At 68.6% G+C, this 14,283-nt stretch carries 13 protein-coding genes; all 13 read left to right on the forward strand.

Annotation, left to right across the window (positions count from 1 at the left end; translation table 11 throughout):
• Positions 1-545 precede the first annotated feature (545 nt).
• From BLW00_RS06725 to BLW00_RS06785, 13 genes are read left to right on the forward strand one after another with little or no spacing between them, the layout of a single operon-like run.
• Positions 546-2,678: a hydantoinase/oxoprolinase family protein gene (locus tag BLW00_RS06725; protein ID WP_092550878.1), complete on the forward strand. Its 2,133-nt coding sequence runs from the start codon at positions 546-548 to the stop codon at positions 2,676-2,678.
• Positions 2,675-4,888 (forward strand): hydantoinase B/oxoprolinase family protein, encoded by a 2,214-nt coding sequence (locus tag BLW00_RS06730; RefSeq protein ID WP_092550881.1) that lies wholly within the window; start codon positions 2,675-2,677, stop codon positions 4,886-4,888. Before BLW00_RS06725 ends, BLW00_RS06730 begins: the two co-directional genes overlap by 4 nt.
• Positions 4,889-4,890: 2 nt before the next feature.
• Positions 4,891-5,709, forward strand: a complete 819-nt coding sequence (locus tag BLW00_RS06735; protein WP_092550884.1) for a DODA-type extradiol aromatic ring-opening family dioxygenase — start codon at positions 4,891-4,893, stop codon at positions 5,707-5,709.
• A complete protein-coding gene (locus tag BLW00_RS06740) occupies positions 5,706-5,954 on the forward strand; it encodes a hypothetical protein (protein ID WP_092550887.1) in 249 nt (82 codons plus the stop codon). The genes BLW00_RS06735 and BLW00_RS06740 overlap by 4 nt, the downstream gene beginning before the upstream one ends.
• A gap of 28 nt (positions 5,955-5,982) precedes the next feature.
• Positions 5,983-7,518: a sugar ABC transporter ATP-binding protein gene (locus tag BLW00_RS06745; RefSeq protein WP_092550890.1), complete on the forward strand. Its 1,536-nt coding sequence runs from the start codon at positions 5,983-5,985 to the stop codon at positions 7,516-7,518.
• Positions 7,515-8,492 carry an ABC transporter permease gene (locus tag BLW00_RS06750; RefSeq protein WP_092550893.1) on the forward strand — a complete coding sequence of 326 codons (978 nt, stop codon included), beginning with the start codon at positions 7,515-7,517 and terminating at the stop codon, positions 8,490-8,492. Before BLW00_RS06745 ends, BLW00_RS06750 begins: the two co-directional genes overlap by 4 nt.
• A 57-nt stretch (positions 8,493-8,549) precedes the next feature.
• The gene (locus BLW00_RS06755) at positions 8,550-9,509 is read left to right on the forward strand and encodes a sugar ABC transporter substrate-binding protein (protein WP_092550895.1); all 960 of its coding nucleotides are present in this window, start codon (positions 8,550-8,552) and stop codon (positions 9,507-9,509) included.
• A 27-nt stretch (positions 9,510-9,536) separates the two neighbouring features.
• A complete protein-coding gene (locus BLW00_RS06760) occupies positions 9,537-10,304 on the forward strand; it encodes an IclR family transcriptional regulator (protein ID WP_217634302.1) in 768 nt (255 codons plus the stop codon).
• Positions 10,301-11,068 (forward strand): dienelactone hydrolase family protein, encoded by a 768-nt coding sequence (locus BLW00_RS06765; RefSeq protein ID WP_092550901.1) that lies wholly within the window; start codon positions 10,301-10,303, stop codon positions 11,066-11,068. Before BLW00_RS06760 ends, BLW00_RS06765 begins: the two co-directional genes overlap by 4 nt.
• Positions 11,065-11,910, forward strand: a complete 846-nt coding sequence (locus BLW00_RS06770; protein ID WP_175494166.1) for an alpha/beta fold hydrolase — start codon at positions 11,065-11,067, stop codon at positions 11,908-11,910. The genes BLW00_RS06765 and BLW00_RS06770 overlap by 4 nt, the downstream gene beginning before the upstream one ends.
• The gene (locus BLW00_RS06775) at positions 11,907-12,779 is read left to right on the forward strand and encodes an alpha/beta fold hydrolase (RefSeq protein WP_092550907.1); all 873 of its coding nucleotides are present in this window, start codon (positions 11,907-11,909) and stop codon (positions 12,777-12,779) included. The genes BLW00_RS06770 and BLW00_RS06775 overlap by 4 nt, the downstream gene beginning before the upstream one ends.
• Positions 12,776-13,501, forward strand: a complete 726-nt coding sequence (locus tag BLW00_RS06780; RefSeq protein WP_092550910.1) for a class II aldolase/adducin family protein — start codon at positions 12,776-12,778, stop codon at positions 13,499-13,501. The genes BLW00_RS06775 and BLW00_RS06780 overlap by 4 nt, the downstream gene beginning before the upstream one ends.
• Complete coding sequence (locus BLW00_RS06785; protein WP_092550913.1) at positions 13,498-14,280, forward strand: 2-keto-4-pentenoate hydratase; 783 nt, start codon at positions 13,498-13,500, stop codon at positions 14,278-14,280. Before BLW00_RS06780 ends, BLW00_RS06785 begins: the two co-directional genes overlap by 4 nt.
• Positions 14,281-14,283 lie beyond the last annotated feature (3 nt).

Consider the following 14,283-nt stretch of genomic DNA (forward strand, 5'->3'; position numbering starts at 1 on the left):
AGACTCCCTCCGACCACCTTCGCATCGTGGGGCGGACTCTTGTGATCGGACTATCGGCCGCCGCGGCCCTGTCGCTCAGCGTCATCGCCTTCGCCATACAGCCATGACGCCGGCCGAGCCTCGGTAGTCCGGGAGTCGCGTTCGCGGGCGTGCGGGCGAGGCCCCCAGCAACCCAGACCCGCACGGGTCACCGCCACAGGGGAGCGCACCGTGTGGCTTCGCGCTCATGACGAACGTGCTCGATGCTCTCCTCCACGGCCTCGACCGCGACGAGCGGGACAACGGGGTAGTCACCGGGTACTGAGCCGTCGTCCGCTCGCGTACCCGTTCCACCCAGCAGAACGAACGCATTTCGCCAGGCGGAGCGCCAGTCATGCGGCTTCCGCACCACCGGCGGACACTTGCGCCATTTGGCCCGGGGAAACCGTCTCCCCCGTTCTCGCCGTGGAGCATGCTTTCCACAATGCGGAACGCTCCTTGGCGGGCCCGACACCGTCTCGACATAGTGAGTCCACAACACCCCGCAACGAAGCGAAGGACTCTCCGTGCACTCGTCGACGAAGTCGAGCACCCCCACCCGATACATGATCGGTACCGACATCGGCGGTACGTTCACCGACCTCGTTCTCCTCGAGGCAGGGCGACAACCGCGACTCTTCAAGTCACCCACCACGCCGCACGACCGTTCCGAGGGCGTCCTCAACGCGCTGGGACTCGCCGCCGATGCCGTGGGCCGGCCCGTGGCGGAGTTCATCGAAGACGTCGTGTACTTCGCCCACGGCACCACTGCGGCCACCAACGCCCTGATCGAGCGCAAGGGCGCGAAGACCGGTCTGCTGACCACCAGCGGTTTCGGCGACACCATGCTGATCCAACGCAGCATGACTTCGTGGGTCGGCGTGGGAGCGGCGACCGGGCACTACAGCATCCGCGAGAACCCCGTACCGCTGGTGTCGCGGGCCGACACCCGCGAGATCACCGAACGGGTCGACTCGGCCGGCACCGCCCTCGTGGCGCTGAACGAGCAGGAGGTGCGATCGGCCCTCCGCGCGCTCAGAGCCGAGGGGGTCACCGCGCTCGCGGTCAGCTTCCTCTGGTCGTTCCTCAATCCCGATCACGAACTCGACGTGCAGCGCATCGTGGCGGAGGAATGGCCGGAGGTCTACCTCACGGTCTCGCACGAGGTCGCGCCGGTGATCGGAGAGTACGAGCGCACCGCCACCGCGGTCATCAACTCCTATCTGGGCCCGGTCATCCGCGACTACATGAGCAACCTCGAGGGTCGTCTGCGCGCCGAAGGTTTCGTGGGCGACTTCTCGGTCATGGACTCGGGCGGCGGTGTGATGCGGGCGACGGATGCCGCCGGGCGGTCGGTCTCGCTGCTCACCTCCGGACCCGCCGGGGGCGTGCTGGCCACCACGTCCGCCGCGTCCCGGCTCGGCTACGCGAACGTGATCACCAGCGACATGGGCGGAACGAGCTTCGACGTCGGCCTGATCATCGACGGCGAGCCACTCGTCGAGCGTAAGAGCGAGATCGGCAACTATCACCTCTCCATCCCGCGGATCAAGGTGACGGCCATCGGCGCCGGAGGCGGATCGATCGCCGGTGTCGACGAGGTGGGCGCACTCGTGGTCGGACCGGAGAGCGCCGGCTCCATGCCCGGTCCCGCCTGTTACGCCCGAGGCGGCACAAGGCCCACGGTCACCGATGCCGACGTCGTGCTCGGCATCATCGACCCCGCCTATTTCCTGGGCGGCCGGATGCCACTGGACGTCGATCTCGCCCGTGAAGCCATCCGGGCGCACATCGCCGACCCGCTGGGCATGACCGTCGAAGAGGCTGCCCTGGGCATTCGCACGGTGGCCGACAACCAGATGGCGGATCTGCTTCGCCGGGTGACGGTCGAACAGGGCCGCGACCCCCGCGACTTCGTGGTCTTCGCCTACGGTGGCGCCGGGCCGACCCATGCCAGCTCGTACACCTCGGCGGCCGGGATCTCGACGCTCGTCATCCCGCCCACGTCCACGGTGCACTCGGCATTCGGTGCCGTGACGGCAGACCGCTTCCGTGCGCTCCAGGCCACCGACCTGCAGCGCACGCCCCCCGGGGAGAGCGACCCGGCCGCGTTCATCGACCTCGAGCGCCTGAACGGCAGTCTCGACGAGCTGCAGGCGAAGGTGCACGCCGACCTCGACGAGAACGTCGAGGCCGTGTTCGCCCGATCCGTGCACCTGAAGTTCCGCCGCCAGACCCACGAACTCCCGGTGGCCCTCCCGGCCGGGCCGGTCACCCTCGACGTGATGCGTGACGTCGTCGACGCGTTCCTCGCCACCTACGAGCGTCTCTACGGCAAGGGGACGGCGATTCGCGCCGCCGGCGTGGAGATCAACACCCTCCGGGTGGAAGGCCGGGTGGCGGTCGGAGTGGCCACCGGAGGAGAGACACCGGCGCCCTCCGTCGCGGCCTCGCCGATCGGCTCCCGCACGGTGACCTTCGCCGGGCGCGGGTCGCTCGAGGTGCCGGTCTACCGGGGCGAAGAGGTGGGGCCGGGCAGTGAGATCGCGGGTCCGGCGATTCTCGAGTTCGCCGGCACGACCGTCGTCATCGAACCCGATCAGGACCTGATCGTCGACCAGTACAGCAACGTGATCGTGAACTGCGAGGGGAAGAAATGACCGTACCCACCGACGTGAGCACCGTGGCCGACGCGCCGACCGCTGAGACCGCGGTCGACCCGGTGACCTTCGAGGTCATCCGTCACCGGCTGCTCGCCATCACCGACGAGCAGGGCGCAACCCTCGCCGCGATCTCCGGATCGCCCCACGTCGTGAACGCCAACGACTTCAACGTGGGCCTCTACCTGCCCGACGGCTCGGTGGCGGCGATGGGCCGCACCATCGTTCTGCACTCCGCGTCGATGGCTCTCATCACCCGGCACGTCATCGCCGACTGCGCGGAGAACCCCGGCATCAAACCGGGCGACATGTTCGTGGTCAACAACCCCTGGAAGGGTGCCATCCACGCTCAGGACATGGGCATCGTCGTGCCGATCTTCTACGAGGGTGAACTGCTGGCCTGGGCCGGTGCGATGTGCCACCTCCCGGATGTCGGCGGCTCGAAGCCGGGCAGCTTCTGCAACGACGCCACCGAGTGCTACCAGGAGGGCCTCCAGCTCACGCCCACGAAGATCGTGGAGAACGGCGAGATCCGCGACGACGTGTGGAACCTCATCCTCAGCCACACCCGCGCCGCGTCGGCCGTGAATCTCGACATGCGCGGACTCGTCGGCGCCAACAACACGGCGGTGCGCGCCATGACTCAGTTGGCCGACCGCTACGGCGCGGACACGGTGCGCCAAGTGATGGCCGGCCTCATCAACCTGTCCGATCGTCGGCTGCGGCAGCGGTTGTCGAGCCTCCCGGACGCCACCGTGCGCTCGCACGCTTTCCTCGACAACGACGGCGGGCTCGACCGGGTGTACGAGATCGACCTCGTGCTCACCAAGAAGGGCGACACCCTCACCTTCGACTACTCGGGGTCGTCGCCGCAGGCGCCTGGCTACATCAATTGCACCTCCTCGGGTCTGATGGCGGGGATCAACGCAGCCCTGCTGCCGATCCTCGCCTACGACGCCCCGTGGAACCAGGGGCTGTTCCGGGCGATCGAGGTGAACGCCCCCGAAGGCCTGATCGTGAACGCCAAACGTCCTGCAGCGGTCTCCGGTGGCGCGCTCGAGGCGGGCTGGCTGGTGGAGATGACCGCCGTCGAGGCGCTCTCCAAGCTCGCCGCCTGCTCCGACGAGCTGATCCGGGAGAGCCAGGCCGCGCCGGCCGGGGGACCCGACCAGTTCGTGCTGAGCGGAACGAACGCGCACGGCGACCCCTTCACCCACGTCATCCTCGACTGCCTCGCCACCGGCGGCGGCGCGTACGCCCACCGCGACGGCGTCTGGACGCAGGGGCAGCACAACATCGAGCGTCAGCGCATCTCGAACGCCGAGGACATGGAACTGGAGACCCCGCTGCTCTACCTCTCGCGCAGCCTGATCGTCGATTCCGGCGGCGCGGGCGAACGCCGTGGCGGCCAGAGCATGGGCTCGGTGTTCCTCGCCCACGGCGGCTCCGATCTGCGGGCCGTCTGCAACGGCCACGGCTGGGAGGCGCCGAACTCCACCGGGATCTTCGGCGGATACCCGGGCACGCAGAACGACCGCGAGGTCGTCTCCGGCAGTGACGTGCTCGAACGGATGCGCCAGGGCGAGATCCTCAACGACGTCGCCGACATCGCGGGCGAACGCCCCACGATGCACGGCCGCCAGGGTCTCGTGCGACTCGCCGACGGCGACGTCATCGCCTCGGTGCACCAGTCCGGGGGTGGCTGGGGCGACCCGCTGAACCGCTCCGCCGACGATCTCGCTGCCGACCTCCGCGACCGCGCGATCAGCGTCGATGCGGCCGAACGGCTCTACGGGGCCGTGGTGGTGAACGGAACCATCGACGATGTCGCCACCCGCGAGCGCCGGGAGGCGATCCGGGGCGAGCGGCTGACCTGGCCGCGAGCGACGGATGCGCCGGAGGTCGCCGTCACGGGTGACGCTCTGCGTCGCGGTCCTCTCGGCACCCAGCTGAGCATCGTCGAGGCGCCCGACGGGTCGGCATTCGTCGCGTGCAACTGCGGACACGTCTTCGGTTCTGTCCGCGAGCCCTGGCGGGCGAGCGCCTTGGAGCGCCGCAGCCACGACGTGCACGAGTTCAGCCGTTCGCGTCGACTCAACGAGGTGCTCGAGATCCGCGAGTATGCCTGCCCTTCCTGCGCCGTGCTCCTGGCGACCGACGTCGCCGGAGTCGGATCCGCCATCCTGCACGACATCGAAATGGAGAGCTGAGCATGAGCCGAATGGCCCTGGTCGCCGCGACATCGCACGTCGGCGCCATCATCAAGAATCCCGACGCCGTGCCCGAGCGGTCCTCGCTCCTGAAGTCGGCCTGGGAAAGACTCACCGTCGAGATCGCAGCGGCGGATCTCGACGCGGTGATCGTGGTCGGAACCGATCATTTCGAGACCTTCAACCTCGAGAACCATCCCACCTTCTGCCTCGGCGTCGCCGACGACTACGAGGCCTGGGGCGAGTTCGGCAACCCTTCGGGCTCGCTGAAGGGCGCGCCCGAGGTGAGCGCGCATCTGCTGGAGGGCCTGATCGCGCGTGGCTTCGACGTCTCGCGCAGCCACGAGATGCCCCTGGATCACGCCTACATGGTGCCGATCCTGCGTCTCGAACTCGCGGAGTTGCCGATCATCCCGCTCTACATCAACTGCAACACTCCGCCGCTGCCCACCCTGCAGCGGTGCCGCGACCTCGGCGAGGCGATCCGTGCCACCGTCGAAGCGCTGCCGGGCGATCTCCGGATCGGACTGGTCGCCACCGGCGGCGTCTCGCACTGGGTGGGTCTGCCGCAGTTCGGGCAGATCAACCCCGAGTGGGATCGCGACTTCCTGGAGCTGTTCCAAGCGGCGGATCTGGACGCGCTCGTGGGGTTCAGCGACGAGGAGATCCTCGCCGACGCCGGCAACGGCGCTCTCGAGGTGCGCACCTGGATTCTGGCGCAGGCGGCGGCGGGCAATCCGCACAGCCAGTTGCTGGAGTACCAGCCCATGGAGCCCTGGGGGATCGGGATCGGGATCATGCGGATGGCGGACGCGACATGAGCGTCATCGCGGTGAACAAATTCACGCTCGACCTCGAACACAAGCCCGGCGTGCTGGAGGCCTACCGGGCCGATCCGGCGGCGGTACTCGACGGCTACCGGCTTTCCGACGCCGAGCGCGACGCCATCGCGCGGCTGGACGCCGACTGGTTCCTCACCGCCGGTGTGAACCCGATCGTGATCCGCAACCTGCTGGTCATCCTCGGCATCCCGCATAACCAGATGTACACCCACGACCAGAGCTGACGCCCCGCGCGTCGAATCGGAGAACAGAGTGGTTCCCACCCCCGCGACGGCCACGCCGTCGCCGACCGCCCAGCACCACGACGACGTCGTGCTGAGCCTGCGCGGTGTCACGAAGTCGTTCGGCGGCCCCCCGGCGATCCGGTCGATCGACCTCGACGTACGCACCGGCCGCATCCACGCCCTGCTCGGGATGAACGGCGCCGGCAAATCCACGCTGGTACAGATCATCAGCGGCTCGCTTGCCGCGACGGCGGGCGAGATCACCGTCGGCGACACCCGCTACCGGCTGATCAGCCCGCGGCGGGCCCGTGCCGCCGGCGTCGCCACCGTGTTCCAGCGCCGCACGCTGGTGCCGTCGCTGACCGTGGCCGAGAACATCCTGCTCGGCGAGCTGCCGACGCGGGCCGGCATCGTCGACTGGTCCGCCGCCCGCCGGGCTGCTGAGGAGGCGCTCGGGGTGATCGGCGCGCGCATCGACCCGAAGGCGAGCGTCGATCAGCTCGGCGCCGCTCAGCAGACCCTGGTGGAGATCGCCCGCGAGATCCGGAAGGGTGCGCGGCTGCTGCTGCTCGACGAGCCGACGGCCGCCCTGGGGGCAGCCGACTCGGCGACCGTGCACGAGGTCGTGCGGGGCCTTGCCGCCGATGGCGTGGCTGTGATCTACATCTCGCACCACCTCGAGGAGGTGATGCACCTCGCCGACGACGTGACCGTGCTGCGCGACGGATGCGTCGTGCTCGACGCTCCCGTGCGCAGCATCGATCTGCCGACACTGGTACGCGCCATGGTGGGAGACGACGTGATCTCGGATCGTGCTCCGCGCTCGACGGAGTACGGCCCGGTCGTGCTCGAGCTGCAGGACGTCTCGGTCGAACGCCGGATCGACCGGCTCGACCTCACGGTGCGGGCCGGGGAGATCGTGGCGGTGCTCGGCCCGGCCGGCGCCGCGCAGGAGGCGCTCTTCCCCCTCCTGGCCGGCCTCCGGCCCGCCGACGCGGGTCGCATCCACGTCGCCGGAGCGGCATTGCGTCCCGGCGTCCGCAATTCGCTGGAATCGGGTCTGCGCTGCGTGAGTGTCGACCGACTGGGCCTCGGTCTCGTTCCCGGCCTGTCCGTGTCGGAGAACATCACCGCGTTCGAGCAGGTCGTCGCGCGGCGGATGCTCGTGCGCTGGCGTCGCCTCACCTCGCGAGCCGACGAACTGCGTCGCAGGTTCGACGTGGTCACGCTCGCCGACGATCCACCCGTCGACCGGCTCTCGGGCGGAAACCAGCAGAAGGTGCTGCTGGCGAAATGGCTGGGTAACGAATCCGTCAAGGCATGCCTGCTCGAGGAGCCGACCGGCGGGGTGGACATCAGCGCCAAGGCCGAGATCCACCGCTACATCGAAGAACTCGCGGCACAGGGAACCGCTGTGCTCCTGGCGAGCAGCGACGTCGACGAAGTCGTGCGACTGGCCGATCGCATCGTCGTCGTGCGCGGCGAATCCGTGGTGGCCGAATGCGAAGCGGCCGTCACAACCCATGAAGAGCTGGTCTCGATCGTTCTCGGAGGACACGCATGACCCCCACGACGCCATCCGCTGCCGAAGCCCGACGACTGCGGCTGCCCGACGCACTCACCCAGCACATCGGCCTCATCGGCGTGATCGTCGTGATCGGCGTGTTCCTCACCGTCGCCACCGATGCCTTCGCGACCGGCCCGAACCTGGTGAACGTGCTGCGGCAGATCTCGGTGATGGCGGTGCTCGCGGCCGGACTGACGCTGTTGCTGGGCGCCGGAGGCTTGGATTTCTCGCTCGGCAGTCAGGTGGCGGTGGTGGTCGCCACCCTGGCCCAGCTGCTCTCCGCCGGAGTACCGCTCCCGATCGCCCTGGCGGCCGTATTGGCTCTCGGTGTGGTGATGGGGCTGCTGAACGGCGTGATCATCACGGTGTTCGGTGTGGCACCGTTCGTCGTGACGCTCGCCAGCGCGACGTTGCTCGACGGTGTTGCACTGATCATCCAGAACGGGCAGAGCGTCTCGATCGGGGGCGATCTCACGGCGCTCGGTCTCGGCACCGCGTTCGGCATCCCGTACCTCGTGCTGATCGCGGCGGCCATCTGTGCGATCGCCGCGATCGTGCTGCGCTGGACCAGGTTCGGCCGCGACATCCTGGCCATCGGCGGCAACAAGGCGGCCGCCCGCCTCACCGGCATCCCGGTGCGCAGCCGAACCGTCACGCTCTACGCCCTGAACGGATTGTTCGCCGGCATAGCCGGCATCATGCTGCTCTCCCGCCTGGGCGCGTCGAGCCCCGGCACCGCGGGCCTCCCGCTCGAGTTGTCGGTGGTCGCGGCCGTCGTGATCGGTGGCACCGCGCTGCACGGCGGGAGCGCGACCGTCTTCGGCACCGTTCTCGGCGTACTGCTGCTCGGCATCGTGGCCAACGGCCTGAATCTGCTCCAGATCGACTCGTTCTACCAGCCCGTCTCGGTGGGGCTGGTGCTCCTGGTGGCCGCAGTCATCAACGAACTGCGGTACCGACGCAAGAGATGAGTCCGGACACCCGCCGGACCCTGACGATCCATTCCCACACAGAAAGCGCATTGTTCAATGAAGAATAAGAAACGCACAGCACTCCTCGTCGCCGGCATCGCCGCGCTCGGCCTCGCCGGCTGTTCCTCCGGGGGCAGTGCCGCTCCCAGCGCGAGCGGAGAGCCGCAGAGCTCGCTGGCCGTCGGATTCGTCAACGCCAACAACCTCGAGTACCACACCTGCCTCGAGAAGGGCGTGGTTGCCGCCGCCGACGAACTCGGAGTGAAGCTCGACGTCGTCAACTCGGCCGGCGATCCCACCAAGGAGCAGACCAACGTCGAGGACATCCTGGCGCAGCAGCCGGACATCCTGATCCTCCAGACCGTGAACGTGGACTCACTCGAACAGGCCGTCGCGAAAGCCAACGCCGCGGGGGTGCCGATCTACCTGACCTCCGTGCTCGGCAATCAGGACGACGACATCCTCGGCGCCACGGTGGCGCAGATCACCACGAGTGCGGGCCTTCTCGCGGAGTTCACGAACACCGACTCGGCCGGGGCTCCCGTCGACGTCGCCATCATCGCCGGTGCGCCCGGTGCGGCGAGCGACCTCTTCGTGAGCGGCTACAGCGACAAACTCGACGACAACGTGAACGTCGTGTTCAACCAGCCCGGGTTCTTCAACCGGGCCAAGGCCCAGGAAGTGGCAGAGAATCTGCTGCAGTCGAACCCGGGCGTGCAGTACATCTACGTTCCCAACGAGGAGATGGCATTCGGGGCGCTCGCGGCCGTGCAGGCCGCCGGTCGCGACGACATCAAGATCCTGGCCAACGGAGGCACCGAGGCGGGTCTGGACGCTGTCGCGAGCGGCGATTTCACCGCCATGACGGCTGATTCGGCCTACGAGCTCGGGCACCTGGCGCTGGAGAACGCCGTGAAATTGAAGGAGGGCGACACCTCCGTCGAGAAGATCTCCTCGCTCGCGCCCGTCCTCGTGCAGAAGGACAACATCGCCGACGCTCCGGCGTTCTGTGGATAGCCGGCGATGAAACAGGGGCAGCCCCGCATGGGCAACGCGGACCGGCACCAGGTGCAGTCGGTGGTGCGAGCGATGGACATCATGTCGTCGTTCAGCCGCATCCACCCGCGACTGCAGCTGAGCGAACTCGCCGACGCCGTGGGGCTGCCCCGCTCCTCCACCCGTCGCCTCGCGTTGACCTTGATCGAGGGCGGGTTCCTCCGGCAGGACGCCGGTGGGTTCTACTCCCTCGGTGGTCGCCTGCTCGAACTGGGCGGTCTCGTGTCGAACTCGAGCACTCTCGCTGCCCTGACGGCCCGATCGATGCGCAAGGCCCACGAGATCACGGGCGAGACCATCCTGGTGGCCGAGGTGAGCTGGATCGACCAGTCCACGCTCATCACGCACAAGATCGAGGGGTTGCATGCGCTCTCGGTGACGTCACCGGTGGGCAAACGCACCACCCTCGGCAACGGCTGCATCGGCAAAGCAGCGCTGTCCGCCCTCCCCGAGGACGAAGCCGATCAGGTGCTGGCGCGCACCTCGCTGGTGCCGCGCACCTCCCAGAGCATCACCGACCCGCAGGTGCTCGCCACTCATGTGGCACGGGCCCGGGCGAAGGGCTACGCGATCGAGACCGGGGAGTTCCTCGAAGGCTGCTCGGGCGTGGCCGTGCCCATCCTCACGGGCGGACGCCCGGTCGGCGCCATCGGGATCGTGGCCCCGAGCTCGCGAGCCGGTGTGCGGCAACTGGATTCCTGGGGACGGATGCTGCTGTCCCTGGCCAACGATGAGAAGAGAGAGAAACGAGCATGACCATCAATCTCGAGACGATCGACGACGTCGACGCCGGCTGGGTGCACTTCCCGCGAGGTGACCAGCTGATCCGGGGCTATCTCGCCGTACCCAAGGGCGACGGCCCCTTCCCCGCGGTCATCACCGCGCATGAGAACCTCGGTGTGACCGAGCATCGGCAGGGAGTCACCCGGGACCTCGCGCGCGAGGGATTCGTGAGCCTCACGGTCGACCTGTTCTCGCGGCTCGGCGGAGTCTCACCGCGCAACTACCGCGACAACGACGAGCGCCGGTCGCTCGCGTTCCTCGCCGCTCGGGACGACCAGGCCGTGCCTGACCTGCAGGCGGGCGTCGAATTCCTGAAGTCGCTGCCCCACGTCGATCCCGACCGCATCGGCGCCCTCGGTTTCTGCCTCGGCGGCGGAACGGTGATGGTCTGGGGAACGCAGACCGACGACCTGAAGGCGATCGTGTCGCTCTACGGCATCCCCGTGTTGCCGCCGGAGTATTCGCCCACGGGCGAGGAGCAATCCCGCATCCCGACCCTCGGGTCGCTTCGTGCGCCGATCCAGTTCCACTTCGGCGCCGACGACGAGGCGATCCCGCACGACCAGATCGACGCGCTCGAAGCGGCACTGCCGACCAGCGCCACGACGGCCGAGTTCTACCGGCACGAGGGCGCTCGGCACGCCTATCACGACGACACGCACAAGAACTACAACCCGCAGGCCGCCGCCGAGACCTGGAACGAGACGCTCGAGTTCCTGCGTCGGTACCTCTCGTGAGCATCTGGACCGAACTGCTCGGAGGCACGGTCGCCTTCGAGGAGATAGCCGGTGTGAGAACCCGCATCCTGCGCTTCGGACCCGACGCCGGGCGGCCGATCCTGCTGCTGCACGGGCGGGGCGGTCATCTCGAGACCTTCGTGCGCAACATCCGCGCCTGGGCCGGCGACGCCCGGCCGGTGATCGCGTTCGACCTGCTCGGCCACGGCTTGACCGCCCAGGCCGGAACCCGCTACGACATCGGAGAATTGCACGAGCACGCCCGGGCGGTGCGTGACCTCGTCGCGCCCGGCGACCACGACCTCGTGGGCCAGTCGCTCGGCGGGTGGCTCGCCGTGCTGCTCGCCGAAAGCCGCCCGCCGCGACGGCTCGTCCTGATCGAACCCGCCGGCTTCCAATCGGAAGGCGAGCGGATGGCCGACCCCCGGGTTCGTGCCGCCTCCGCTGCCGGCGGGCTGGCCTTCGACGCCGCGACCCGGGAGAACGTGGAGGCTCGGTTCGCCCAGCTCCTGAACGATCCACACCGGCTCGATCCGGAGATGGTCGACCTCCGCACCGAGCTGTACGCGGTGCCGGGTGCGGGCGCCGTGCACCGGGCGGTGCGCTCGGGCGACAACGCCCGCTGGCTCATCGACAAGGAACGATTCGCAGCTCTGCCGGTGGCGCCCCTGATCGTGCGCGGAGCTCGTGGTCACATCCCCGCGGAGACCTTGCGGCAGCTCGCCGAGGCACCCGGAGGTGCACTCCTCACCATCGCCGATGCCAAGCAGTGGCCGCACTACGAGAACCCCGACGCCGTGAATCCCGCGGTGATCGATTACCTGAAGGAGAAGACAGCATGAGTTTCTGGACCGACGCCCTCGGCGCCCGGATCGAGTACTACGACGCCGGCGGCTGGCGCACCCGCGCCCTCGAGGCCGGCGACGAGGGAGCCGACGTCATCATGATGGGCGGGCTCTCCGGGCACGTCGAGGGCTTCATCCGGAACGTCGTGCCGCTCTCCCAGCGCGGATTGCGCGTGCACGCGATCGACGTGCTCGGACACGGCTACACCGACAAGCCCCTCGACGTCACCTACCACGCACCTGCGTTCACCGATCACCTGCTGCGATTCATGGACGCGCGAGGGATCGCGAAGGCTCACATCGTGGGCCAGAGCCTCGGTGGGTGGATCGCTTTGCACACCGCCCGCACCCACCCCGAGCGGGTGGACAAGATCGTGTTCGCCACCGGGGCCGGGGTGTTGCTGAGCGACGAGGGGCGCAAGGAGGAGAGCGAGAAGGTGCACGCCGCCGTGCAGAGCGTCACCAAGAAGGCCGTCGACTCGCCGAGTTACGAGAGCGTCAAGGCCCGCCTGGAATGGCTGATGGCCGACCCTGCCACCGTGACCGACGAGCTCATCCGAACGCGCCTGGCCATCTACCAGCTCGCCGACAGTCGCCTGGCGATGGCGAAGCTGGTCGAGGAGCAGGCAGGCGAGGGCAACCGCCGATACCTCCTCGGCGAGGACGACCTCGCCGCTCTGCCCCAGGAGACCCTGGTCATCTGGACCGACAAGAACCCGACGACCCCTCTCGAGGTCGGCCGGCGGGCGAGCGAACTCATCCCGAACGCTCGATTCGAGGTGATCGAGAACGCCGGGCACTGGCCGATGTTCGAGCAGCCCGCTGAGTTCAACCGCCTGGTCGGCGAATTCCTCGCCGCGTCATGACCGACGACCTCCGCTCCTCCGTCGTTCTCGGCAGCCGCGTGCTCGCCGAGAACGGCCACTCCGACATGGTCTGGGGGCATCTCTCGCTGCGCGACCCGGCGGGGCGGGGGATCTGGATCAAACGAGCGGGCCTCGGCTTCGAGGAGCTGACGAGCGACGACATCCACCTCGTCGGATGGGACGGCGAGCGGGTCGAGGGTGGCGGTGACGTCCACCTCGAATGCCACATCCACCTCGAGGTGATGCGGGCACGGGCGGACGTGAGCTCCGTGGTGCACAGTCATCCCGAAGCTGCGGTGACCCTCGCGGGCACGGGGATCCCGCTTCTCGCCGTGGGGCATGAGGCGTGCTTCTTCGCGCCCGGCGACCTGCCGCGGTTCACCGAGACGGGTGACCTCATCCGCGACCCGGCACTCGGCCGGTCTGTGGCCGCGACCCTCGGTGAACGCAATGCCGCGTTGCTTGTCGACCACGGGATCGTGGTGGCGGAATCCTCGCTGCCGAGGGCCGTTTTCGGCGCCGTGCTCCTGGAGCGGGCGGCCCGGATGACGCTGGCCGCCGTCTCAGCCGCCGGAGGCGTGGGGAATGTGGCTCACTCCTCCCAGGCGGAAGCCCTGGCCAAGCGCGACCGGTGCTACTCCGATCGCCAGGTGGGGCACGGCTGGGACTATCTCGTACGGCGGCTCCGCACGGATACGGAACGGAAAGGAACATCGTCATGACAACCCTGTCGCACACCGGGATCGCCGAGGAGTTGATCGCGGCGACCCGCGGGCGAACCGTGGTGCAGCCCCTGCGCAAGCGCTTCCCGGCGCTCACCCTCGACGACGCCTACGCGATCCAGGTTCACCAGCTCGACGCTCGCCGGCGTAGCGGATCGACTCTCGTGGGCCGCAAGATCGGGCTCACTTCCACCGCGATGCAGCGACAACTCGGCATCGACTCCCCGGATTTCGGGTTCGTTCTCGACGACATGGTGTACTCCGACGGCGACTCGATCCCACTGGACCGCTTCGTGGCGCCGCGCGTGGAGCCCGAGCTGGCGTTCGTGCTGCGGCATTCGCTCTCCGGCCCCGGCGTCGACCGGGAGGAGGCGCTCGCCGCGGTGGAGTACGTGTTCGCCGCGATCGAGATCATCGACTCGCGCATCGCCGACTGGGACATCGGACTGCTCGACACCGTGGCCGACAACGCCTCGTGCGGGGCGATCGTGGTCGCCCGCGAGCCGATGGACATCGACGTCGGCCACACCCGGTCGGTCGAGGTCGACCTCCATCGAAACGGCGAGATCGTCGACAGCGGTCGCGGTGACGCCGTGCTCGGCGACCCGTTGCAGCCCCTGGTGTGGCTCGCCAACGTGCTCGGCGAGCACGGCGCCACCATCCAGGCCGGCGAGATCGTGCTCACCGGTTCGTTCTGCCGAGCGGCACCCGTCGTGCGCGGCGATCGCGTGACGGCGGATTTCCGCGATCACGGCTCCCTGACCATCGACTTCACCTGAGGA

Source organism: Herbiconiux ginsengi, assembly GCF_900107435.1.
Taxonomy (GTDB): Bacteria; Actinomycetota; Actinomycetes; order Actinomycetales; family Microbacteriaceae; genus Herbiconiux; species Herbiconiux ginsengi.